Raw genomic sequence first — 22,636 nt, forward strand, 5'->3', positions numbered from 1 at the left:
ACTCACATGGGGGCGGCAGGAGCCGCCCCCATACACCTCAAATTCTCTATCCACTGCTGGTTACCGCTAGCGGCGGATTTGTTGCGTCACTGCATTGTCATCTTTCTGTCATACAGGATCGCTAGGGTGTGCGCATGAATGATCTGGCCAATTCCAACATGACTACTAATCCCCCCAAGCGAATTGACTTCAATACGCCTGAGCTACAACGCAAGCGCCGCATTCGCGCGCTCAAAGATCGCCTGACCCGCTGGTACGTCCTCGTTGGCGGCCTTGCTGTGCTTGGCGCAATCACCTTGATCTTCTTCTTCCTTGCCTACGTCGTTGCGCCCCTGTTCCAGGGTGCCAGCCTGACTGCCAAGGACGCCATCACGCCAGCCTGGATGCAAGACGCCGGCAAACCGCTGATGATTTCTCTGGAAGAGCAGAACCAGGTTGCGATGCGGGTTTCCGACAAGGGCCAGGCATTGTTCTTCGACATCGACAGTGGCGCCGAACTCAAGCGCGTCGATCTGCCGATTCCAACCGGTACCACCGTGACCTCCATCGGCGAAGACCAACCAGGTCACCCGCTGGTTGCCGTGGGTCTTTCCAACGGTCAGGCACTGGTGTTCCGTCACACCTATAAAGTCAGCTACCCGGAAGGCAAGAAGAGCATCTCGCCAGCGGTCGAATACCCATACGGCGAAACACCAATCGCGGTGAACGAAGCGGGCGGTGCGCTGGAGCACGTCAGCCTCAATGCCAACGATTCGACCCTGATGCTGGTTGGCGCCACCGGTTCGCAACTCAATGTTCTGTCGCTGACCAGCGAAGAGAACATGATGACCGGCGAAGTCACCAACGAGCAGAAGCGCATTGACCTGCCGCAGATGAACGAGCCGGTGAAGAACATCTTCGTCGACCCGCGTCAGCAGTGGCTCTACGTGGTCAACGGGCGTGCCCAGGCCGACGTCTTCAGCCTGCGCGACAAGAGCCTCAATGGTCGCTACAAACTGCTTGAAGACGGTGAAGCGCAAGTCACTGCCAGCACTCAGCTCGTGGGCGGTATCTCGCTGATCATCGGTGACTCCAAGGGTGGTCTGGCCCAGTGGTTCATGGCCCGCGATCCGGATGGCGAACAGCGCCTGAAGCAGATCCGCACCTTCCAGATGGGCACCACGCCTATCGTTGAAATCACCGCCGAAGAACGCCGCAAGGGCTTCGTTGCCCTCGACGCTTCCGGCAAGCTTGGCGTGTTCCACAGTACTGCCCACCGCACCTTGCTGGTGGAGCCGGTTGCAGAAGGCCAAGGCATTTTCGGTCTGTCGCCACGGGCCAACCGCGTGATCGTGGAAGCCAGCGGCAAGTTGCACCCGCTGCTGCTCGACAACCCGCACCCGGAAGTGTCGTGGAGCGCGCTGTGGAGCAAGGTCTGGTACGAGAACTACGACGAGCCTAAATACGTCTGGCAATCGACCGCCGCCAACACCGACTTCGAACCCAAGCTGAGCCTGTCGCCGCTGACCTTCGGTACCCTGAAAGCCGCGTTCTACGCCATGCTGCTGGCCGCTCCATTGGCCGTTGCCGCTGCGATCTACACCGCGTACTTCATGGCCCCTGGCATGCGCCGCAAGGTCAAGCCGGTGATCGAGCTGATGGAAGCGATGCCGACGGTGATCCTTGGCTTCTTCGCCGGTCTGTTCCTCGCACCTTATGTGGAAGGGCATTTGCCGGGCATCTTCAGCCTGCTGATGCTGCTGCCGATCGGCATCCTGGTTGCCGGTTTCACCTTCAGCCGCCTGCCTGAGTCGATCCGCCTGAAAGTCCCGGATGGCTGGGAAAGTGCGCTGCTGATTCCGGTGATCCTGTTTGTGGGCTGGCTCTCGCTGTACATGAGCCCGTTCATGGAAAACTGGTTCTTCGGTGGCGACATGCGCATGTGGATTTCCCACGACCTGGGCATCACCTACGACCAGCGCAACGCCCTGGTGGTCGGCCTGGCCATGGGCTTCGCGGTCATCCCGAACATCTATTCCATCGCCGAAGACGCCGTGTTCAGCGTGCCTCGCGGCCTGACCCTGGGCTCCCTGGCCCTCGGTGCCACACCATGGCAGACCATGACCCGCGTGGTGATCCTCACCGCCAGCCCGGGCATCTTCTCGGCGCTGATGATCGGCATGGGCCGCGCGGTCGGTGAAACCATGATCGTGCTGATGGCCACCGGTAACACCCCGGTCATGGAAATGAACCTGTTCGAAGGCCTGCGCACCCTGGCCGCCAACGTCGCGGTGGAAATGCCCGAATCGGAAGTCGGCGGCAGCCACTACCGCGTGCTGTTCCTCTCGGCGCTGGTGCTGCTGTTGTTCACCTTCGTCATGAACACCCTCGCAGAACTGATCCGTCAGCGCCTGCGCAAGAAATACTCGTCGCTTTAAGAAAGGTAGAAGTCTGTGAAACAGAACTCCCTGAATGGATGGTTCAAGAGCGGCGCCCCAGGCGTCTGGATCAGCGGTGGCGCGGTGTCCATCGCGGTCATCATGACCATTGGCCTGCTGGCAGTGATTGCCGTGCGCGGCCTGGGTCACTTCTGGCCGGCGGATCTGATCCACGCCAGCTACGACGTACCGGGCCAGGGCCAGCACCTGGTCATCGGTGAAGTGGTACAGAAGGAAGAGGTGCCCCGTGCCCGTCTGAAAAGCGCCGGCCTGCCGGTGCCCGACGAAGGCCCGGAGTTCATGACCCGCGAGCTGATCAAGGTCGGCAACCGTGACCTGAACGGCAACGACTTCACCTGGACCGTCGGCGAGTGGCTGACCAACCAGACGACACCGCCAGAGCTGATGGCGATCGAGCGTCGTGAGTGGGGCAACTTCTACGGTTACCTGGTCAACGTCAAACAGGATGGCAAGGTCATCGCTGAGGGCGAAGCCGCATGGCCTGAGTTGCAGGCCCGCGTCGACCGCGTGAACAAGCTGGCTGCACAGCTCAAGAACCTGGAAAAAACCGACATCGGCGCGATCAACGCCGGTCTCGAGCGCATCCGCTTGCACGGTCGCAAGCTTGAGCTGGAAGGCAAGCTGGACGCCACCGCACAAGCGGACATGGAATCCGAGCGCGCCGAACTCAATGCTCGCTATCAGGATGTCGAAGCGCGCCTGAGCGACCTGCACGCGCAGTTCAACCGCGACAGCCTGACCGCCCGCGATGCGAACGGTAAGGAAGTCGAAATCGGCATCGGCAAAGTGGTTCACGCCTACCAGCCGAACGCCATGAGCACGACCACCAAGATCGGTTTCTACTTCAGCAAGGTCTGGGAGTTCCTGAGCGACGACCCGCGCGAAGCGAACACCGAAGGCGGGATCTTCCCGGCCATCTTCGGCACCGTGATGATGACCTTGATCATGGCGATGATCGTGACCCCGTTCGGCGTGCTGGCGGCGGTATACCTGCGTGAATACGCCAAGCAGAACACGCTGACCCGGGTGATCCGCATCGCGGTGAACAACCTGGCAGGTGTTCCGGCCATCGTTTACGGCGTGTTCGGCCTGGGCTTCTTCGTCTATGTGCTGGGCGGCTCGCTCGACCGTCTGTTCTTCCCGGAAGCCTTGCCGGCGCCGACCTTCGGCACACCGGGTCTGCTCTGGGCCTCGCTGACCCTGGCGCTGCTGGCGGTGCCGGTGGTGATCGTGGCCACCGAAGAAGGTCTGGCGCGGATTCCTCGCACCGTACGTGAAGGCTCGTTGGCCCTCGGCGCGACCAAGGCGGAAACCTTGTGGAAGATCGTGCTGCCGATGGCCAGCCCGGCGATGATGACCGGCATGATCCTCGCCGTGGCCCGCGCTGCGGGTGAAGTGGCGCCGCTGATGTTGGTGGGTGTGGTGAAACTGGCGCCGTCGCTGCCGGTGGACGGCAACTACCCGTACCTGCACCTGGACCAGAAGATCATGCACCTGGGCTTCCACATCTATGACGTCGGCTTCCAGAGCCCGAACGTCGAAGCCGCGCGGCCGCTGGTGTACGCCACGGCGCTGCTGCTGGTGCTGGTGATCGCCACGTTGAACCTGTCGGCCGTTTATATCCGTAACCACCTGCGCGAGAAGTACAAGGCGCTGGATAGCTGATCATCACCGAACTGTAGGAGCGAGCTTGCTCGCGAAAAAGGTACAGCCGACGCCACTCAGCGCCTGGAACACCATCGCAAGTGAGCTCGCTCCTACAGAAAGAATTGTGTAACCGCAGGCCTTGGCCAGCGGCAACCGAACCGAATTTGTTAGCACAGGGAGCCTCCCATGCAGCACGAAGCACATACCCACGGCATCAACATGTCGGCCTTGGGTCGCGACAAACAGAGCCTGAATCTCGAGCAGGAAACCGTGGCCATCGAAGTGCCGGGCCTGAGCCTGTTCTACGGCGAAAAACAAGCGCTGTACGACGTCAGCATGAACATCCCGAAACAGCGCGTGACCGCCTTCATCGGCCCGTCCGGCTGCGGCAAGTCGACACTGTTGCGTACCTTCAACCGCATGAACGACCTGGTTGACGGCTGCCGTGTCGAGGGTGCGATCAACCTGTACGGCAGCAACATCTACCGCAAGGGTGAAGACGTGGCCGAGCTGCGTCGTCGCGTCGGCATGGTGTTCCAGAAGCCGAACCCGTTTCCGAAAACCATTTACGAAAACGTGGTTTACGGCCTGCGCATCCAGGGCATCAACAAGAAGCGCGTCCTCGACGAAGCCGTTGAGTGGGCGTTGAAAGGCGCGGCGCTGTGGGATGAGGTCAAGGACCGTCTGCACGAGTCGGCACTGGGCTTGTCCGGTGGTCAGCAACAACGTCTGGTGATCGCCCGCACCATCGCCGTGGAGCCGGAAGTGCTGCTGCTCGACGAACCGTGCTCGGCACTCGACCCGATCTCCACGCTGAAAGTCGAAGAGCTGATCTACGAACTGAAATCCAAGTTCACCATCGTGATCGTTACCCACAACATGCAACAGGCGGCGCGGGTTTCCGACTACACCGCGTTCATGTACATGGGCAAACTGGTGGAATTCGGCGACACCGATACCCTGTTCACCAACCCGGCGAAGAAGCAGACCGAAGACTACATCACCGGTCGCTACGGCTAGCCGTACAGCCGCAAGCGTCAAGCTTCAAGCGGCAATCTAGAGCGGTTCGGGTACGACACAAATCAGCTTGCAGCTTGTAGCTTGCAGCTCACAGCTTTTGCGGAGCAGACAACATGATTTCTAAGGAAGGCCTTACACATCACATCTCCCAGCAGTTCAACGCCGAGCTTGAGGAAGTGCGCAGCCACCTCCTCGCCATGGGCGGGCTGGTCGAGAAGCAGGTCAACGACGCGGTGACCGCGCTGATCGAGGCCGACTCCGGCCTGGCCCAGCAGGTACGTGAGATCGATGACCAGATCAACCAGATGGAACGCAACATCGACGAGGAATGCCTGCGCATTCTGGCCCGTCGTCAGCCAGCGGCATCGGACCTGCGCCTGATCATCAGCATTTCCAAATCGGTGATCGACCTGGAGCGCATCGGTGACGAGGCGACCAAGATCGCCCGTCGCGCCATCCAGCTGTGCGAAGAAGGTGAAGCGCCTCGCGGTTACGTCGAAGTGCGCCACATCGGTGACCAGGTGCGCAACATGGTCCGCGACGCACTGGACGCCTTTGCCCGTTTCGACGCCGAACTGGCCTTGTCGGTGGCGCAGTACGACAAGATCATCGACCGCGAATACAAGACCGCCCTGCGTGAGCTGGCGACCTACATGATGGAAGATCCGCGTTCTATCTCGCGGGTTCTGAGCATTATCTGGGTGCTGCGTTCGCTGGAGCGTATCGGCGACCACGCGCGCAATATCTCGGAACTGGTGATCTACCTGGTACGCGGCACCGACGTGCGGCACCTGGGCCTCAAGCGCATGAAGGAAGAAGTTGAAGGAACCAGTGGCGAAAGCGCTAATGTTCCGGGCAAAACTGACGATAAGTAAGGTTGCCCAAGTAAAGCGCCCGGCCTGTTGGCCGGGCGTTTTTGTTTGTGGCACACGAATTCGAAAAGCAGCACCCGCGAACGAAAAGTCCGGCGTGACTGAAGGTTTTTTGGCAAAGTGCCATCAGCAAAGCGGTATGCTGGCCGGGATTTTTTAAAGGGGTGGTGGATGAGTAAGGTCAGTGTGTTGGTCGTGGACGACGCGTCGTTCATTCGTGACCTGGTGAAAAAGTGCCTGCGCAATTATTTCCCGGGCATGCGGATCGAAGACGCAATCAATGGCAGAAAGGCCCAGGCCATGCTGGCCAAGGAAGCATTCGACCTGGTCCTGTGCGACTGGGAAATGCCCGAAATGTCCGGCCTGGAACTGCTGACCTGGTGCCGCGAGCAAGACAACCTCAAAACCATGCCCTTCGTGATGGTGACCAGCCGTGGCGACAAGGAGAACGTCGTCCAGGCGATCCAGGCCGGGGTATCCGGTTACGTCAGCAAGCCGTTCACCAACGAGCAACTGCTCACCAAGGTCAAGCAGGCGCTGCACAAGGTCGGCAAACTCGATGCCTTGATCAACGTAGCCGCGACCAAAACCAGCCCTGCATTCGCTAACGACTCCCTCGCCGCCTTGACCGGTGGCAAGGCTCCGGTCGCCACGCCAACAGCCGCGCCTGCACCTGCACCTGCACCGTCCAGAGGCTTGCTCAACAATCCGCCGGTCAAGGCGCCTGCGGCCTCTTCGGCACCCACCAGTGGCCGTGGCCAGGGCCAACTGCGTTTGCCGAACGGCATTGCGCAATGCGTGATCAAGGCCTTGAGCCTCAAGGAAGCGCTGTTGGTGGTGAAGCGCACCGAGAGACTGCCGCAGATCCTCGACAGCGCCGTGCTGGACCTGGAGCAGGGCGACAATGCCGAAGTCGCCCGCCTCAACGGCTATCTGCATGCCGTCGTGGCCCACGAACCGAAGCCAGACAGCGACTGGCTCCAACTGACCTTCCGCTTTGTCGATCAGGACGCGCAGAAGCTCGATTACATCTCCCGCCTGATTGCGCGCGGTACGGCGCAGAAGCACTTCGTTCCTGGCGCTTGATGCAACGTCGCCTGTCAGCCCGTCTTCGCGAGCAATTCGAATCGTCGCACCGCCGCTCCCACAGGTTCTAGCTGGACCTGTGGGAGCGGGCTTGCTCGCGAAAGGGCCATCACTGTTACCGTACATCTACTGAACACCCATTCTGAAACATCTGTCGACTATCCGGGTCCATTGCAGCTGCTAGGCTCAAACCCAAGTCCCCCTCGACAGAATCCTTGCCTATGTTCACGCGCCTGCTGTTTTTATGTGGCCTGTTCATGGTCGCCACCTCGGCCGTGGCCATGACCATTTACAAGTCCAAAGATGTCTATGGCGTGGTTTCCTACAGTGACCGCCCCAGCAAAGGCGCCCATGTGTTCGTTTTTCGCGATGGCATGGTCGAGCACCTCGAGCGCCAGGTGCGCCTCGTCATCATGAAGAAGAACGGCGTGCACAGCGTGTACGTGCGCAATGACCTGTATGCACCGGTAGAGGTCGAATTGAGTTTCACCGGGGTGAAGAATGCCAGTGGGGCGCCGGGGCGGACGATTCGGCGCGTGATCCCGCTACGCTCCAGCGTTCGCCTGGCGCAGCTCAAGGCCACCAACGCTGGACGGCCGCTCGCCTACGTTCCGAAGTTCAAGTACTCCCTGGGCGACCCCTCAGGACCCACGGTGGGCTATCGGTACCCGTTGCCCTGGCGTGGCGGGCCGTTCCGGATCAGTCAGGGGGCCAATGGGCCCTACAGCCACTTCGGGCCCAAGAGTCGATACGCCATAGACATTGCGATGCCCGAAGGCACGCCGATCATTGCAGCTCGAGATGGCGTGGTGGTGAAAACCGAAAATCGCCAGAGCGGCCGCGGCACCGATGCATCCGGCAATTTCGTGCGGGTGCTGCACGATGACGGGACCATGGGTGTTTACCTGCACCTGAAGAAAGGTTCGGTCTGCGTTCGAGAAGGCCAGCGGGTAAAGGTAGGCAGTGCATTGGCATTGTCCGGCAACACCGGCAACAGCACCGGGCCGCATTTGCACTTCGTGGTGCAGCGCAATACCGGGCTGGGGCTGGTGTCGATTCCGTACCAGTTCAACCAGCCGGTAAGCGCGCTGCCCAACTTTGCGTTGGGCAAGCAGTGATGCGTTGTCTGGTCTGACGCCATCGCGGGCAAGCCCGCTCCCACAGGATCGCCGCGAATCCGGATAAGCCGGTTAATCCAGCATCAACACCTTGGCCAGAACGATCTTCGGCCCTTTCATCTTCTTGATGATGATCCTCAGGCCTTCGACTTCCAGCACTTCTTCCTCTTCCGGAACTCGCTTCAGGCTCTCATAGACCAGCCCGGCAAGGGTTTCGGCTTCGACGTGGTCGAGGTCGATGCCCAGCAGCCTTTCGACCTTGAACAGCGGCGTATCGCCCCGCACCAGCAACTTGCCCGGCTGATACGCGAGGATCCCGCGTTCGGCCTTGCGGTGTTCGTCCTGGATGTCGCCCACCAGCACTTCCAGCACGTCCTCCATGGTCAGGTAGCCGATGATGTTGCCGTCGGCCTCTTCGACCACGGCGAAGTGCGAGCCGCCCTTGCGGAACTGCTCCAGCAACTGCGACAGCGGCATGTGCCGCGACACGCGCTCCAGCGGGCGAGTCAGTTCGGCCAGGTTGAACGACTCGGGAATGTGGTCCAGCGCCGCCAGTTCCAGCAGCAGATCCTTGATGTGCAGCAGGCCGACGAACTCCTGGCGTTCACTGTCGTACACCGGATAGCGGCTGAATTTGTGGCGACGGAACATCGCCAGGATCTGCTTGAGCGGCGCGTTGTACTCCAGGGTCACCAGGTCTTCGCGGGAGTTGGCCCAGTCGACCACTTCCAGCTCGCCCATTTCCACCGCCGAGGCCAGCACGCGCATGCCCTGGTCGCTCGGGTCCTGGCCACGGCTGGAGTGCAGGATCAGTTTCAGCTCTTCACGGCTGTAGTGATGCTCGTGATGCGGGCCGGGTTCACCTTGCCCTGCTATGCGCAGGATCTGGTTGGCGCTGGCGTTGAGCAGGTAGATGGCCGGGTACATGGCCCAGTAGAACAGGTACAGCGGCACCGCCGTCCACAGCGACAGCAATTCGGGTTTGCGGATCGCCCAGGATTTCGGCGCCAGCTCACCGACCACGATGTGCAGGTACGAAATGATGAAGAACGCCGTGAAGAACGAAACCGCCTTGACCACTTCAGCGGAATCTACGCCAACGGCACTCAGTACAGGCGCCAGAAGGTGCGCGAACGCCGGTTCGCCGACCCAGCCCAGGCCGAGAGAGGCGAGGGTGATACCCAATTGGCACGCCGACAGGTAAGCATCGAGCTGACTGTGCACGGTGCGCAGGATGTGCCCGCGCCAGCCGTTTTTATCAGCGATGGCCTCGACCCGGGTCGAGCGCAACTTGACCATGGCAAATTCCGCCGCAACGAAGAATCCGTTGAGCAAAACCAGGATCAGAGCAAAAAGAATCATGCCGAAGTCGGCGAAAATTGTAGCGAGGGTCAAGCCAGGGGAAGGGTCCATGATGGAGTTTTGCGGGTTCCGTGTATTCGAAAGGGAAGTAGAAATCGCGCCTGAAAAGGCAGGCACAAGTCAGCCAATGTAGCGGCTGACTGAGTGATTGCCTAGTGGTGAGTGCTGGCCGGTATCAGTCGGCGGTGCTGATGACCCGTGATTTGGTGACCTGGGCCGGGGCAAAGTGGCAGGTAAAAGTACTGCCGTGGCCCGGTACGCTGCTGATTTCCATTCGGGCCCGATGTCGTAACAAAACGTGTTTGACGATCGCCAGTCCGAGGCCGGTGCCCCCGGTGTTGGAATTGCGGCTGGAGTCGACGCGATAGAAGCGTTCGGTCAGTCGCGGCAGGTGCTTGGCATCGATGCCGATCCCGGAATCCTGCACGCTCAGGTGCGCACCTTGATCATCGCCCCACCAGCGAATGCGGATGTTGCCTTCGGCCGGGGTGTATTTCACCGCGTTGAACACCAGGTTGGAAAACGCGCTGCGTAACTCCGCCTCGCTGCCCTTGAGCAGAATCGTCGGGTCGGCCTCCAGGGTGATTTTCTGGTTTTTCTGGCCGGACAGTTGCTGCGCGTCGCTCTTGATCGATTGCAGCAGGCTGTCGATCGGCACCGGCTGGTTGTCCGACGGGTAATCGGTGGCTTCCAGCTTGGCCAGCAGCAACAGGTCGTTGAGCAAGGTCTGCATGCGTCCGCCTTGTTGCTGCATCTGCTGCAAGGCACGGCCCCAGCGCGGGTTTACCTCGTCGACGTTATCGAGCAAGGTTTCCAGGTAGCCGCAGATCACCGTCAACGGTGTGCGAAGTTCATGGGAAACGTTGGCGATGAAGTCTTTGCGCATCTGTTCCAGCTGATGGATGCGTGTCACATCGCGCACCAGCATCAAGTGCTCGTTGTTGCCGTAACGGGTGATGTACAGCTGGATGCGTACACGGTCGTTGGTCGGCGAAGGGATTTCCAGCGGTTCGGCGTAGCTCTCTTGCTCGAAATATTCCTTGAAGCGCGGATGACGCACCAGGTTGGTCACCGGTTGGCCGCTGTCCTGTGGCGTCTTGAGGCCCAACAGGGTTTCGGCGGCGCGGTTCCACCATTCCAGGTTGCCGTCGGTGTCGAGCATGATCACCGCGTCTTTCAGCGCGGCGGTGGACTCCTGAACCCGGTCGATCACCGCTTGCAGGCGTCCGCGTACCCGTTGGTCACGGCGTTGCAGGTGGTAGATGCTGTCGAACACCTCGCCCCACAGGCCGTAGCCGTCGGGTGGTGCTTCATCGGGTTTGTGCAGGCGCAGCCACTCGTGCAATCGCAGCAACTGCTTGAGGGTCCAGGCCAGGTAAAGACCCAGGCCTGCAGCAAGGCTCCAGCCGTAATAGCCGGTGATCAGGCCGATCACCAGGCAGGCGGTGACCAGCAGCAGCATGTGGCGAATCAGGGTGCCATGCCAGTTTTGGTTCACTTGACGCGCGTCCTTGTCAGCTTGTCGGGCGGTAAAGGTCCGGGTCAGGCTTTGGTAGAAAAGCGGTAACCGGTGCCGCGCACGGTTTGTACCAGATTTTCATAAGCGTCGCCGAGGGCTTTGCGCAGGCGTCGAATGTGCACGTCGACGGTACGTTCTTCGACATAGACGTTGCCGCCCCAGACCTGATCCAGCAACTGGCCACGCGTGTAGGCGCGCTCCTGGTGGGTCATGAAGAATTGCAGCAGGCGGTATTCGGTCGGGCCCATCTCGGCAGGACGGCCGTCGATGGTCACGCGGTGGCTGATCGGGTCCAGCAGCAGGCCGCCGACTTCGATCGGTGCTTCGCCATCGGTAGGGCCGGCACGGCGCAGCACGGCCTTCAGGCGCGCAACCAGCTCACGGGGGGAAAACGGTTTGGTGATGTAGTCGTCAGCGCCGACTTCCAGGCCCTGGATCTTGTTGTCCTCTTCGCCCTTGGCGGTGAGCATGATGATCGGGATGTCCCCGGTCAGCTCGTCACGCTTGAGGCGGCGGGCCAGCTCGATACCGGAGGTGCCGGGCAGCATCCAGTCGAGCAGGATCAGGTCCGGTTTGCGGTCGACGATAATGGCGTGGGCCTGCTGGGAGTTTTCAGCCTCCAGGCAGTCATAGCCGGCCATTTCCAACGCAACGGCGATCATTTCGCGAATAGGCGCTTCGTCGTCGACGATCAGAATGCTCCTGCCAACCATGCCCTTAATCCTCTTGTCATTTAACTGTCTTGCGCCGCATTAGATAACGGAATTATTGCAGTCGTGTGACAGTATTTTAGTCGGCCGGCGATTGGCTGGATCCTGAACTAAGCTCTAAGTCCGGATCCTGACAACCACAAGAGGAAGGTTTCCATGAAGCAATACTCGTATTCCCTTAAAGCCCTGCTGTTGGCGGCCGCGTTTTCCTTGCCAACCATGGCCTTCGCGGCTGAGCCGGCGATGATGAAAGACGGCATGATGGTCGACCATAAGGGCATGACTGTGTACACGTACGACAAGGACGCGGGCGGCAAGTCCATGTGCAACGGCGAATGCGCCGAATACTGGCCGCCAATGATGGCGCCGGCGGGTGCCAAGGCTGAAGGTAAATGGTCAGTCGTCAAGCGTGACGATGGCACGATGCAATGGACCTATGGCGGCAAGCCGCTGTACTACTACAAGGACGACAAGGCAGCTGGAGAAATGAAGGGCGACAAGAAGAAAGACGTCTGGCACGTCGTTCACGAGCATATGTAACGGCTGTTGCCTTGTCGCATGGGATCGCGGCCTTCGTGGCTCTGCAGGAGCTGGCGAAGGCCGCGATCCTTTCAAATCTTCAACGCAACGCGTAATCCAGCACAATCCCGACGAAAATCGCCAACCCCGCCCAGTGGTTGTGCAAAAACGCCTTGAAGCAGCGCATACGGTCCCTGTCGCGGGTGTACCAGAACTCCCAGGCAAAACAGCCGGCGGCCACCAGCAAGCCAAGGTGGAACCACGTCCCCAACCCGAATTTCGACCCCGCCAGCAACAGGCAGCCCAGTGCCAGCCCTTGCAGGGTCAGGATGATCACGCGGTCGGCCTCGCCAAACAGGATTGCCGTGGATTTCACGCCGATCTTCAGATCGTCATCGCGGTCGGTCATCGCGTAATACGTGTCGTAACCCACGGTCCACATCAGGTTGGCGATCCACAGCAGCCATGCGACAGCCGGCAGTTCACCGGTTTCTGCGGTGAAGGCCATCGGCATCCCCCACGAAAACGCCGCACCCAGCACCACTTGCGGGTAATAGGTGTAGCGCTTCATGAAGGGGTAACTGAACGCCAGCGCCAAACCTCCCAATGACAGCCAGACTGTCGCGGCATTGGTGCACAGCACCAGCAGGAAACTCACGCCCATCAGCAATGCGAAGAACACCAGCGCCTCTTTGGAGCTGATTCTGCCGCTGACCAGTGGCCGTTGCTCGGTACGCTTCACATGCCCGTCGACCTTGCGGTCCGCCCAGTCGTTGATCACGCAGCCGCCGGCGCGAGTCAGCACCACGCCAAGGACGAAGATCACGATATTGGCCAGGGACGGCGAACCCTTGCCGGCAATCCACAGCGCCCACAGCGTCGGCCACAGCAACAGGTAAATGCCGATCGGCTTGTCCATGCGGGTCAGCTGAATGAAGTCCCAGGCCCGAGGATTCAAGCGGTTCAATGACTTGAGCAGGCTTTGGTACATCAGCGGTTCTCCGGTTGGGCGAGGGCGGCCTTCCACAGGGTCGGCAGGAAAATTTCGGCCACCAGAACGCTCAAGGCGCCGCGATCGAAACGCGAACGGCGGCCCCACAGCTCAGGCGACTGCGCCTCGGCGGGCAGCCACGCTTGCGGATAATGGCAAACCTCGATGGCCCGGCGCTGGAAGGCATGATCGCAAAACAGCAATTCGCCCAGCGAGCGGCTACCCAGTTCGTCCATGTGCAAGCCGTCGCCTTGCAATGCACTGCGTGACGCCACGCTGCGCGCAAACACCCACGCCTCGCCATGACCGCGCAAATACACCTCACGCACCCAGCCCTCACTGCCTTCGGCCAGGTCCAGCGCGACGCATTCGTCGGCGCGCAAAGGCTGCCAGCCTTCGAACATTGGCGAGACGCTGAAAGCATCATTCGACAGATGAATCAGACGTCTGGTCAGCGAGCCTTCGTCGAACAGCCAGTCGAGGGTGGAAGCATCGGGGAGGGGCGCCAGTTCGCTGCGCGAGAGCCAGAGAGGAGCTGGAGAGGGGGATTCTGTGTGATGCACAATGAGTCATTATTGGCAGCAAATGAGGCGGCGAGCTTAACATGTCAGCCGCTGATATCGATTGAAATGGCCCACCGTTGCGCCGAACAGGCTTGCATCTGACGGTCCCGATCAGTACAAAACGCGCTGAGTTGGACGGCAGTGCTACAACCATCGACCGTCCGACCGGCAAAACGCCTGAACCCTGAGGAAGTACCTGATGAAAAAGTGGCAATGTATCGTCTGCGGCCTGATCTACAACGAAGCCGACGGTTGGCCGGATGACGGCATTGCGCCGGGCACCCGTTGGGAAGACGTCCCGGCAGACTGGCTGTGCCCGGACTGCGGTGTGGGCAAAATGGATTTTGAAATGATCGAAATCGCTGCCTGAACAATTGAGGAGTAAGGAATGAACGCACCTGTAGTCATCGTGGGAACCGGCCTGGCTGGCTACAACGTCGCCCGCGAGTTTCGCAAACTCGATAGCGAAACCCCGCTGCTGCTGATTACCGCCGATGACGGGCGCTCCTACTCCAAGCCGATGCTCTCCACCGGTTTCGGCAAAAACAAGGATGCCGACGGCCTGAGCATGGCCGAACCCGGCGCCATGGCGGAACAACTCAAGGCCGAAATACGTACCCACACGCGCATCAGCGGCATCGACCCGGGCCACAAACGCCTGTGGATTGGTGAAGAAGCGGTGATCTACCGCGACCTGATCCTGGCCTGGGGCGCCGAAACCGTGCGCGTGCCGATTGAAGGCGACGCGGCGGATTGCGTATTCCCCATCAACGACCTGGAAGACTACGCGCGCTTCCGGGCGGCGGCCGCAGGCAAGCGCCGTGTGCTGCTGCTCGGCGCCGGCCTGATTGGCTGCGAGTTCGCCAACGACCTGACCCTGGGCGGCTACGAAGTGCAGCTGGTTGCGCCGTGCGAACAAGTCATGCCGACCCTGTTGCACCCGGCGGCTGCGGCAGCGGTGCAGGCTGGCCTGGAAAGCCTCGGCGCACGCTTCCACCTGGGGCCGGTGCTCAACCGCCTGCAGCGTGTGGCCGATGGCCTGGAAGCGCACCTCTCCGATGGCCAGGTGATCCCGTGCGACGTGGTGGTTTCGGCCATTGGCCTGCGCCCACGCGTTGATCTCGCGGCGGCGGCCGGTCTGCAGGTCAACCGCGGCGTCATGGTCGACCGGCACCTGAAAACCTCCCACGCCAACATCTACGCCTTGGGCGACTGCGCCGAAGTCGACGGGCTGAATCTGTTGTACGTCATGCCCCTGATGAGCTGTGCGCGAGCGTTGGCGCAAACCCTCGCCGGCAACCCGACCGCCGTCACCTATGGCCCGATGCCGATCACCGTCAAAACGCCGGTGTGCCCGTTGGTGGTGTCCCCGCCACCACGGGGCGCAGAAGGCATCTGGACAGTCGAAGGGCAGGGTGCCGACATCAAGGTTTTATGCCGCGATGCCGCGGGCAAACTGCTCGGTTATGCACTCACCGGTGCCGCCGTGATGGAAAAACTGGCCCTGAACAAAGAGCTTCCGGCCCTGCTGGCATAAATACCGGGCGTTCTGTCGGAATCACCCCCCTTTTGCCCTAACAAAGGCCGCGCCGATACTGGCGCGGGGCCTCACTGCGTGCCATCCTCACTCCCGTCTGCCGCAGAGTAGAGCACCTGCGGCGCTTTTGGCGCTGCTCCGCAGAGGGCAGCACGGACATAACAACAACAAACCGTCAAAGGGGCTTCACTCATATGCGTAAACCAGAACTCGCCGCAGCCATTGCTGAAAAAGCAGACCTCACCAAAGAACAAGCCAACCGCGTTCTCAACGCCGTTCTTGAAGAAATCACCGGTGCCCTGCACCGCAAAGACAGCGTAACGCTCGTGGGCTTCGGCACCTTCCTGCAACGCCATCGCGGTGCCCGCACCGGCAAAAACCCGCAAACCGGTGAACCCGTCAAAATCAAGGCCAGCAACACCGTTGCTTTCAAGCCTGGGAAATCGTTGAAAGATAGCGTTAATCCGTAATCCGTAATCCTTTTCCCTAACCCGCGTAGCGGGGAGCGGAATAAAAAATGGGCACGCCAACCAAGGTTGGGTGCCCATTTTTGTTTGGCAGTCATAGTCACCATTTCCGGTTCGCTCAAATGGTCGCGGCGTTTTTTCTCACGATGGTTTCTCGAAAATGATCGTTTTCGAGATCGTCAGTCCATGCCGGTGGCTTAGTGTGATTTAAATTACGCTTTCCGAAGCGACAAAATTTCTTGAATTTTAGGGAGGGCGATAAATGCCGTTCCCTCCGTCGCTCGGCTCAAGATTATTCTAAATTGGTCTTGGCAACTGTCAGTTATGACAGTTAAAGGCGGACGGCCGATGTTTTATAAAAGAGTCTCCTTAAACACTGGCAAGGTGACTGACATGACCTCGAACACTGCAACGGCAAAGGCTTTTACCCCTGTGAGAATCCCGGCGCCGATCAAGGCTCTCTTTGACGACATTTCATTTGCGCGCGTGGCGGCCGTGCATATTTCAGCGGCCACGGGCGCGCCGGTGACTATCGAAGACACGGTAACGCAGGACATGCTGGATAAAGTGACGGCGTTGAGAGTACTGGGCGGGGAGCCGTTGAAATTCACCAGCTTGCGAGGTATTGGAAACCTGCGCAACTTGGAGGACGTGATGATAGAGCGCCAAGTTATCACTCGTCTGCCTGAAGACTTCGGGACGTTGGCAAAGTTGAAGTCGGCGTACTTCATCAACTGTGCACTCAAATCAATTCCGGACTGGATCGGAAATCTCGAAAGCCTGGTCAACCTGAACCTGAGTTCTCAATCGCCGCTGGGCATCATGAGAGGCGGTATTCCGGAGTCGATCGGCAACCTGACAAAACTGGAACGCTTTGACGTGGGCAATAACAATAACCTGTGCGGAAAACTGCCGGATTCCTTTGCCAGACTGACCGCCCTCAAAAACCTGTTGGTTCAGAGCAACGGGTTTGAAGACCTGACCGTCTTGAATGCCATGCCTTCGACCACCACCATCAATATCCGCAATCAAGCCTTGGGCATTATTGAGTTGGGCAATGTGGCGCAAAACAGTTCGCTGCCCATCAGGCTGCCTGAAATATTTGTGCAGGCCCAGACGCCGGGTGACGTCCTGTATGAACCGAGCGGTGTCCAAATCGTGGGCAGTCCAGATGCGTATCTGGATGAAAACCTGCGCTATGTACATTTGCCGACACACACGCCAGGCATGTCCGAGGTGATGCTGGCTATTCATGGGCGGCTGACCAATGTGAGTTATCGCTACACGGTGACCGCGTAACGGCCAACCGGTCTTTTGGCTAACGGATGAAGTGACCTGACATAAGCCGTGCGCAAGAACGCGACAGCGTTCACCGCGCACGGCTCATTAACCTGGAAGGGGCGTCGGCGCTCCTGGTAATGCGTAGACGAGGGGGAAAATACAGCCTTGCGAAGTCTCTTGTGTAGAAGCTTCGTCAATGACTTGGTAGTCATCGGCGTCAAAAGCGGCAGCATCTTCTGCAAAATAAAGCGGATGGTGGCGTTCTATGTTTTTGCCGTTACACTGCCATCGCCGTTCATTTTCCTTCTGAGGCTGTGCGCATGAAATTTCGTTTTCTGCTGTGGATGCTGGGTTTGTTGATGGGTAAGGCCAGCCGGACCAATCCGGCGTTTCAGCAGCAGTTGGGTGACAAGGACCTGGTGTTTCAGCTGCAGACCCTGGACGGGAAAGTGGCGCGGCATTTCCGCGTGAAGGACCAGCGCATTACCAGCCAATCGGGTGTGCATGCCGAGCCAGCGTTTGCGATTGCCTTTAAAGACGCCGCATACGGCTTTGCCACGATGCAGGCGAAGAACAAGCAGCTGGCGTTCATGACGGGGATTCAGGACAAGTCGATTCAGATCAGGGGCAATCCGGCGCTGGTGATCTGGTTCCAGGGGCTGACCAAGTATTTGAAGCCGAAGAAGGTGTAGGAGCGAGCTTGCTCCGGGCGGCGTTCCGACGAGAAACTCAAGCCCCCCGCGGTTATCCAGGATGCACGCGTCATCGTTGACGACTTTCGCGAGCAAGCTCGCTCCTACAAGGTTTTGGTGATCCTTGTGGGAGCGAGCCTGCTCGCGATGCTTTTCAGCCTTGAGTGAATTGCGAAGCCAGTTCGCGCAGCAGCACTTCGGCTTCGAGGACTTTGCTGACGACGTCGTTGGCTTTTTCGCGGCTCAGGCCAAGGCGTTCGAGCAGGGCGTCGGGGATGTCTTCGTCGGGGCCGGAGCCGATGCCACGGCTGCGCAACAGGCGCACCGACAGGCAGACCAGGTTCGGGTATTCGGCGTAGGCGCCGTCGTAGGCCGGGTCGTGCTGGAAGCGCAGGGCGGTGGCCAGCTCTTCGGGCATGTCCCAGTAGCGCATCAGCCATGAGCCGATCTGTTCGCGGCTGATGCCCAGCAGGTGCTGTTCCACAAAGCTGTGGCACAGGTGCGGGTTGACCTCCAGGTGGCGGCAGATCAGCGAGAAGTGCGGCGGGAACACGTGTGCCAGCAATAGGTAGCCGAAGTTGTGCAGCAGGCCGGCCAGGTAGGTCAGGCCGGCTTCCGGACGCTGGGCGCGCGGCATGGCGCGGGTCAGGCCTTCGATGACGGCGGCGGTGTAGATCGATTGCTGCCAGTACGGCGTGGAGTGTTGCGGGTGGTCCTTGGGCAGGCTCAGGGTTTTACCCAAGGCCAGGCCCAGTGCGAGGTTGATCACCAGGTCGAAGCCCAGCACGCGCACGATGGCGTCTTCCACCGAACGGATCTTGCCCGGCGAGGCGTAGTACGGCGATCCCGCCCAGCTCACCACTTGTGCGGCCAGCGCCGGGTCGGTTTCGACCACGCTGGTGATGTCGTCGATGGTGGCGTTGGGGTCGACGCGCAGTTTGATGATTTTTTGCGCGGTTTCGGCCAGCGGCGGAATCTCGATGGTCGCTTCCAGACGTTGCTGGATGCGCCGCGCGGTGAACGCCTGGACGGCCTGGGTGATTTCCTCGCGGTCGTCATCGGGGCGGTCGAGGTTGGGACGAATGCTGGTCAGGTTTTCGCCGAAGTTGGCGGCGCTGGCCTTGGTCAGCATGGTCGTCTTGAAGTCTTCGCTGGAGATTTCCAGCAGCACGCCCGGCTCACCGGAGTTGATCAGCAACTTCGGCTCGCGCAGCAGGCTTTCGTCGTACAGGCACGGTGAACTGGTCAGCGCCGGCAGACCCGGCAGCAAGCTGAGGTTGTGCTTGCCGAGCATTTTTGTCAGGCGTTCGGTGGGTACGGCGGTGAGGCGGCGACCGGTGAGTTCAGTGAGGCGATTGAGGTCCAGCAATTGGCTCTGCGCAAACAGCACCATCAACGCGCCGACACTGTCATCCAGCAGAACGGCCTGCACTTTGCGCGCGGCATTCAGGCCGTGATGGTCCAGCACTTCTTCGTAGGCAATGCCCAACTTGCCCAGCATCAGCCGAATAACCGACGGAGCGTGCGGGGCGTCGGGTGCGAAGGCAACTTCGGTCATGGTCTGTATCCGTACTTAAACAATTGCGGGAGTATAACCAGCTTGCTTGGGGCCACGCCTCAGAAACCGTGAAGGTTGTCACACCTGGCCGTATTGTTGGCCATGACGCAGCCATCGATCGAGTAGCGGGCTGACGTGGGTCGGCCAGCGCTCGAGCAAAGCCTGGGCAGCATCCCGCACGGCGGGCAGCAAATCGGCATCGCGCATCAAGTCGGCGACCTTGAATTGAAGCAGGCCGGTCTGGCGCGTGCCGAGCATTTCGCCGGGGCCGCGCAGTTCCAGGTCTTTTTCGGCGATGACAAAGCCGTCGTTTGTTTCGCGCATGATACCCAGTCGTTGACGACCGATCTGCGACAGCGGCGGATGGTAGAGCAGCACGCAATGGCTGACTGCACTGCCCCGGCCTACGCGGCCGCGCAACTGGTGCAGTTGCGCCAGGCCCAGGCGCTCGGGGTTCTCGATGATCATTAAACTGGCGTTGGGCACGTCGACACCCACTTCGATCACCGTGGTCGCGACCAGCAGTTGCAGGTTGCCGGCCTTGAATTCGGCCATTACCGCGGCTTTTTCCGCAGGCTTCATACGGCCGTGGATCAGCCCGACCTTCAGCTCGCCGAGGGCGGCGGTGAGGTCCTCAAAGGTGGTTTCGGCGGCCTGGCAGGTCAACTCTTCCGACTCTTCGATCAGGGTGCAAACCCAATAGGCCTGACGCCCTTCGGCGCAAGCGCTGCGTACCCGCTCGATGACTTCGACCCGTCGGGTATCGGTGATCAGCACGGTGTTCACCGGCGTTCGGCCGGGAGGCAATTCGTCGAGGATCGAGGTGTCGAGATCGGCGTAGGCGCTCATGGCCAGCGTGCGCGGAATCGGCGTGGCGGTCATGATCAACTGGTGCGGGCACATGCGTCCGCCAACACCCTTCTGCCGTAAGGCCAGGCGCTGCTGCACGCCGAAGCGGTGCTGTTCGTCGATGATCACCAGCGCCAGGTTCTGGAATTGCACTTCATCCTGGAACAGCGCATGAGTGCCAACCACCATCGGCGTGCCGTTGGCGATTTGCTCCAGCGCGGCCGTGCGGTTCTTGCCCTTGAGCTTGCCGGCGAGCCACGCGACTTCGATGCCCAGCGGTTCGAGCCAGCGCTTGAAGGTGATGAAGTGCTGCTCGGCGAGAATCTCGGTGGGCGCCATCAGGGCCACTTGATGACCGGCCTCCAGCGCTTGCAGCGCGGCGAGTGCGGCGACCACGGTTTTACCGGCGCCGACGTCACCCTGGATCAGCCGCAGCATCGGTTCGTGCTTGCTGAGGTCGTAAGCGATTTCGTTGCCGACCCGTTGCTGGGCGCCGGTCGGGTTGAAGCCGAGGTTGGCCAGGTATTTGGCTGGCAGCTTCGTTGCCTTGGGCATCGCTGGCGCACGCAGGGCGCGCATGCTTTCGCGCAGGCGCTGTTGCGACAGTTGATGGGTCAACAGTTCTTCGAAGGCCAGGCGGTGTTGCGCCCAGTGGTGACCGAGGGCCAGTTCATCGACGTCGGCATCGGCGGGCGGGTTGTGCAGGTAGCGAATCGCATCGGCCAGCGGCGCCAGTTGGTAGTCCCGGGCCAGTTCGTTCGGCAGCCAGTCGGGCAGGCTGCTCGGGCCGAGCAGGGTGAGGGTCTGCATGCACAACTGGCGCAAGCGCTGTTGGGTCAGGCCTTCGGTGAGCGGGTACACCGGGGTCAGGGTTTCATCCACGGGCGGCGGCTCGTCGCCGTTGATGGCGCGGTATTCCGGGTGGTAGATCTCCAGCCCCGAAGCACCGGGCCGCGCTTCGCCGTAGCAGCGAATCCGCGTGCCGCGTTTGAGGCCTTCTTTCTGCGCGTTGCTGAAATGGTAGAAGCGCAGGCTCAAGCCCCCGGTACCATCCTGCAATCGAACCACGAGGCTGCGCCGGCGCCCCATGACCACATCAGCGCCGCTGACGGTGCCTTCAATGACCGCATCCTGACCGGGTCGCAACGCGCCGATCGGGACCACGCGGGTGCGATCCTGATAGCGCAGGGGCAGGTGAAACAATACGTCCTGGAGATTTTCCAGACCGACCTTGGCCAGTTTCTCGGCCATGGCTTCACCGACACCCTTGAGTGCCGTCACCGACACTTGCGACAACTCGCTCATGACCGTTGCTTAGCCCACAGCGGCTTGCGCCGCTGGCTTGGCCACCGAGCACAGGCGAATGGAGTCGGCGAGGATTTCAATCGCTTTCGGGCGCGGGAAGCTGGCGCGCCAGGCAATGGCCACAGTGCGGAACGGTACGGGTGCCGACAACGGGCGCACTTCGATCACGCCAGGGGCGTAGTGATGGCTGTCGACCGCGGACAACGGCAGGATCGAAATGCCCAGGCCGGACGCGACCATGTGGCGAATGGTTTCCAGGGAGCTGGATTCCACCGTGGTGTGCTTGGCGCCGTCGTTGCCTTTGGTCAGGGTCGGGCAGGCTTCCAGCACCTGGTCGCGGAAGCAGTGACCTTCGCCGAGCAGCAGCAGGCTCTTGTCGTTGAGCAGGCTGGCGTCGATGGACTCTTTTTGCGTCCACGGGTGCTGGGCCGGCATCAGCACGTAGAACGGCTCATCGTAGAGTTGCAGGGTCAGCACGTCGGCTTCGCTGAACGGCAGGGCAATGATGATCGCGTCGAGCTCGCCGTTGCGCAGTTTGTCGCGCAGCACGTGGGTGAAGTTTTCTTCGATGTACAACGGCATCTGCGGGGCTACCCGGTGCAGTTGCGGAATCAGGTGCGGGAACAGGTATGGCCCGACGGTATAGATCGCGCCGACTTTCAGCGGGGCGGTCAGTTGGTTCTTGCCGGCCTGGGCCAGTTCGCGGATGCCCTGGGCTTGTTCCAGTACCTTTTGAGCCTGGGCGACGATGCCTTCGCCGACCGGCGTCAGGCGCACGGCGCTTTTGCTGCGCTCGAAAATCAGCACACCGAGTTCGTCTTCAAGCTTTTTCACGCCCACCGAAAGGGTCGGCTGACTGACGTGGCAACGCTCGGCCGCGTGGCCGAAGTGCTGCTCTTGGGCGAGGGTAACGATGTAGCGTAATTCTGTGAGGGTCATAGCAAGCGTCCATGAAGTTGCGGGCCAAGCATACCGGCTGCAATCGATAGACGCACGTTATCAGACTGAGAGTGTCGCGTGACACCGGGTAATACCGGTTTGCCGCTGGCAGATAAGCGAAAGGCACCTTTCGGTGCCTTTTAAGGTTGAAGCGTGACCATGT

20 protein-coding genes are annotated in these 22,636 nt (G+C 60.5%); 12 read left to right on the forward strand and 8 right to left on the reverse strand.

All coding sequences use genetic code 11. The features are described from left to right. The first annotated feature begins 134 nt into the window (after positions 1-134). The 6 genes from ACCD00_RS07495 to ACCD00_RS07520 all read left to right on the forward strand — a co-directional run bounded on the left by ACCD00_RS07495 (position 135) and on the right by ACCD00_RS07520 (position 8,181). Positions 135-2,417, forward strand: coding sequence for an ABC transporter permease subunit (locus tag ACCD00_RS07495; RefSeq protein ID WP_413423293.1), 2,283 nt, complete (start codon positions 135-137; stop codon positions 2,415-2,417). A gap of 15 nt (positions 2,418-2,432) precedes the next feature. Next, positions 2,433-4,103 carry a phosphate ABC transporter permease PstA gene (gene pstA, locus ACCD00_RS07500; protein WP_008018292.1) on the forward strand — a complete coding sequence of 557 codons (1,671 nt, stop codon included), beginning with the start codon at positions 2,433-2,435 and terminating at the stop codon, positions 4,101-4,103. Positions 4,104-4,271: 168 nt separating this feature from the next. Next, positions 4,272-5,105, forward strand: coding sequence for a phosphate ABC transporter ATP-binding protein PstB (pstB, locus tag ACCD00_RS07505; RefSeq protein ID WP_008018291.1), 834 nt, complete (start codon positions 4,272-4,274; stop codon positions 5,103-5,105). A 113-nt stretch (positions 5,106-5,218) separates the two neighbouring features. Continuing rightward, positions 5,219-5,980 carry a phosphate signaling complex protein PhoU gene (gene phoU / locus ACCD00_RS07510; protein ID WP_046038908.1) on the forward strand — a complete coding sequence of 254 codons (762 nt, stop codon included), beginning with the start codon at positions 5,219-5,221 and terminating at the stop codon, positions 5,978-5,980. 168 nt (positions 5,981-6,148) lie between these two features. Beyond that, the gene (locus ACCD00_RS07515) at positions 6,149-7,063 is read left to right on the forward strand and encodes a response regulator (RefSeq protein ID WP_413423296.1); all 915 of its coding nucleotides are present in this window, start codon (positions 6,149-6,151) and stop codon (positions 7,061-7,063) included. Positions 7,064-7,284: 221 nt separating this feature from the next. Beyond that, complete coding sequence (locus ACCD00_RS07520; RefSeq protein ID WP_413423298.1) at positions 7,285-8,181, forward strand: peptidoglycan DD-metalloendopeptidase family protein; 897 nt, start codon at positions 7,285-7,287, stop codon at positions 8,179-8,181. Between the two features lie 72 nt (positions 8,182-8,253). Here ACCD00_RS07520 and ACCD00_RS07525 read toward each other — a convergent pair whose 3' ends face one another. The 3 genes from ACCD00_RS07525 to phoB form a co-directional block, all read right to left on the reverse strand. Continuing rightward, positions 8,254-9,594: a hemolysin family protein gene (locus ACCD00_RS07525; RefSeq protein WP_085716189.1), complete on the reverse strand. Its 1,341-nt coding sequence runs from the start codon at positions 9,592-9,594 to the stop codon at positions 8,254-8,256. A gap of 124 nt (positions 9,595-9,718) precedes the next feature. Next, a complete protein-coding gene (gene phoR, locus ACCD00_RS07530) occupies positions 9,719-11,005 on the reverse strand; it encodes a phosphate regulon sensor histidine kinase PhoR (RefSeq protein ID WP_413423362.1) in 1,287 nt (428 codons plus the stop codon). Between the two features lie 80 nt (positions 11,006-11,085). Then, positions 11,086-11,775, reverse strand: coding sequence for a phosphate regulon transcriptional regulator PhoB (gene phoB / locus ACCD00_RS07535; protein WP_003229608.1), 690 nt, complete (start codon positions 11,773-11,775; stop codon positions 11,086-11,088). Positions 11,776-11,928: 153 nt separating this feature from the next. Here phoB and ACCD00_RS07540 point away from each other — a divergent pair, with 153 nt between their 5' ends. Beyond that, positions 11,929-12,312 (forward strand): hypothetical protein, encoded by a 384-nt coding sequence (locus ACCD00_RS07540; protein WP_413423301.1) that lies wholly within the window; start codon positions 11,929-11,931, stop codon positions 12,310-12,312. A 79-nt stretch (positions 12,313-12,391) separates the two neighbouring features. On the opposite strand, the gene ubiA is transcribed toward ACCD00_RS07540, so the two are convergent. Together ubiA and ACCD00_RS07550 are read right to left on the reverse strand one after the other, a co-directional pair. Next, positions 12,392-13,282 carry a 4-hydroxybenzoate octaprenyltransferase gene (ubiA, locus tag ACCD00_RS07545; protein ID WP_413423303.1) on the reverse strand — a complete coding sequence of 297 codons (891 nt, stop codon included), beginning with the start codon at positions 13,280-13,282 and terminating at the stop codon, positions 12,392-12,394. Further along, positions 13,282-13,845, reverse strand: a complete 564-nt coding sequence (locus tag ACCD00_RS07550; protein WP_413423305.1) for a chorismate--pyruvate lyase family protein — start codon at positions 13,843-13,845, stop codon at positions 13,282-13,284. Before ACCD00_RS07550 ends, ubiA begins: the two co-directional genes overlap by 1 nt. 199 nt (positions 13,846-14,044) lie before the next feature. On the opposite strand from ACCD00_RS07550, the gene ACCD00_RS07555 reads away from it, so the two are divergent. The 5 genes from ACCD00_RS07555 to ACCD00_RS07575 all read left to right on the forward strand — a co-directional run bounded on the left by ACCD00_RS07555 (position 14,045) and on the right by ACCD00_RS07575 (position 17,822). Further along, entirely contained in the window at positions 14,045-14,215 is a 171-nt protein-coding gene (locus ACCD00_RS07555; RefSeq protein WP_007995385.1) for a rubredoxin, read from the forward strand. Positions 14,216-14,233: 18 nt separating this feature from the next. Continuing rightward, positions 14,234-15,382, forward strand: a complete 1,149-nt coding sequence (locus ACCD00_RS07560; protein ID WP_413423307.1) for an NAD(P)/FAD-dependent oxidoreductase — start codon at positions 14,234-14,236, stop codon at positions 15,380-15,382. Between the two features lie 194 nt (positions 15,383-15,576). After that, positions 15,577-15,852, forward strand: coding sequence for an HU family DNA-binding protein (locus tag ACCD00_RS07565; RefSeq protein ID WP_003213368.1), 276 nt, complete (start codon positions 15,577-15,579; stop codon positions 15,850-15,852). A 390-nt stretch (positions 15,853-16,242) separates the two neighbouring features. Beyond that, positions 16,243-17,148, forward strand: coding sequence for a leucine-rich repeat domain-containing protein (locus ACCD00_RS07570; RefSeq protein ID WP_413423309.1), 906 nt, complete (start codon positions 16,243-16,245; stop codon positions 17,146-17,148). 302 nt (positions 17,149-17,450) lie between these two features. Continuing rightward, a complete protein-coding gene (locus tag ACCD00_RS07575; protein WP_413423311.1) occupies positions 17,451-17,822 on the forward strand; it encodes a helicase in 372 nt (123 codons plus the stop codon). A 154-nt stretch (positions 17,823-17,976) separates the two neighbouring features. Here ACCD00_RS07575 and ACCD00_RS07580 read toward each other — a convergent pair whose 3' ends face one another. From ACCD00_RS07580 to ACCD00_RS07590, 3 genes are all read right to left on the reverse strand, one after another. After that, entirely contained in the window at positions 17,977-19,380 is a 1,404-nt protein-coding gene (locus ACCD00_RS07580; RefSeq protein ID WP_413423313.1) for an aminoacyl-tRNA deacylase and HDOD domain-containing protein, read from the reverse strand. Between the two features lie 78 nt (positions 19,381-19,458). After that, on the reverse strand, positions 19,459-21,534 hold the full coding sequence (gene recG / locus ACCD00_RS07585) for an ATP-dependent DNA helicase RecG (protein WP_413423315.1): 2,076 nt from the start codon (positions 21,532-21,534) through the stop codon (positions 19,459-19,461). 9 nt (positions 21,535-21,543) lie between these two features. Beyond that, positions 21,544-22,473, reverse strand: coding sequence for a hydrogen peroxide-inducible genes activator (locus tag ACCD00_RS07590; protein WP_111283035.1), 930 nt, complete (start codon positions 22,471-22,473; stop codon positions 21,544-21,546). Positions 22,474-22,636: the final 163 nt, after the last annotated feature.

Origin of the sequence: Pseudomonas sp. Pseusp3 (assembly GCF_047304225.1) — a bacterium.
Taxonomy (GTDB): domain Bacteria; phylum Pseudomonadota; class Gammaproteobacteria; order Pseudomonadales; family Pseudomonadaceae; genus Aquipseudomonas; species Aquipseudomonas fluorescens_CD.

Excerpts from the sequence above, each read along its gene's own strand:
- ACCD00_RS07495 (WP_413423293.1), top strand. The coding sequence starts at position 135 with ATGAATGATCTGGCCAATTCCAACATGACTACTAATCCCCCCAAGCGA.
- pstB (WP_008018291.1), top strand. The coding sequence starts at position 4,272 with ATGCAGCACGAAGCACATACCCACGGCATCAACATGTCGGCCTTGGGT.
- phoU (WP_046038908.1), top strand. The coding sequence starts at position 5,219 with ATGATTTCTAAGGAAGGCCTTACACATCACATCTCCCAGCAGTTCAAC.
- ACCD00_RS07515 (WP_413423296.1), top strand. The coding sequence starts at position 6,149 with ATGAGTAAGGTCAGTGTGTTGGTCGTGGACGACGCGTCGTTCATTCGT.
- ACCD00_RS07520 (WP_413423298.1), top strand. The coding sequence starts at position 7,285 with ATGTTCACGCGCCTGCTGTTTTTATGTGGCCTGTTCATGGTCGCCACC.
- ACCD00_RS07525 (WP_085716189.1), bottom strand. The coding sequence starts at position 9,594 with ATGGACCCTTCCCCTGGCTTGACCCTCGCTACAATTTTCGCCGACTTC.
- phoR (WP_413423362.1), bottom strand. The coding sequence starts at position 11,005 with ATGCTGCTGCTGGTCACCGCCTGCCTGGTGATCGGCCTGATCACCGGC.
- phoB (WP_003229608.1), bottom strand. The coding sequence starts at position 11,775 with ATGGTTGGCAGGAGCATTCTGATCGTCGACGACGAAGCGCCTATTCGC.
- ACCD00_RS07540 (WP_413423301.1), top strand. The coding sequence starts at position 11,929 with ATGAAGCAATACTCGTATTCCCTTAAAGCCCTGCTGTTGGCGGCCGCG.
- ubiA (WP_413423303.1), bottom strand. The coding sequence starts at position 13,282 with ATGTACCAAAGCCTGCTCAAGTCATTGAACCGCTTGAATCCTCGGGCC.
- ACCD00_RS07555 (WP_007995385.1), top strand. The coding sequence starts at position 14,045 with ATGAAAAAGTGGCAATGTATCGTCTGCGGCCTGATCTACAACGAAGCC.
- ACCD00_RS07560 (WP_413423307.1), top strand. The coding sequence starts at position 14,234 with ATGAACGCACCTGTAGTCATCGTGGGAACCGGCCTGGCTGGCTACAAC.
- ACCD00_RS07565 (WP_003213368.1), top strand. The coding sequence starts at position 15,577 with ATGCGTAAACCAGAACTCGCCGCAGCCATTGCTGAAAAAGCAGACCTC.
- ACCD00_RS07570 (WP_413423309.1), top strand. The coding sequence starts at position 16,243 with ATGACCTCGAACACTGCAACGGCAAAGGCTTTTACCCCTGTGAGAATC.
- ACCD00_RS07575 (WP_413423311.1), top strand. The coding sequence starts at position 17,451 with ATGAAATTTCGTTTTCTGCTGTGGATGCTGGGTTTGTTGATGGGTAAG.
- ACCD00_RS07580 (WP_413423313.1), bottom strand. The coding sequence starts at position 19,380 with ATGACCGAAGTTGCCTTCGCACCCGACGCCCCGCACGCTCCGTCGGTT.
- recG (WP_413423315.1), bottom strand. The coding sequence starts at position 21,534 with ATGAGCGAGTTGTCGCAAGTGTCGGTGACGGCACTCAAGGGTGTCGGT.
- ACCD00_RS07590 (WP_111283035.1), bottom strand. The coding sequence starts at position 22,473 with ATGACCCTCACAGAATTACGCTACATCGTTACCCTCGCCCAAGAGCAG.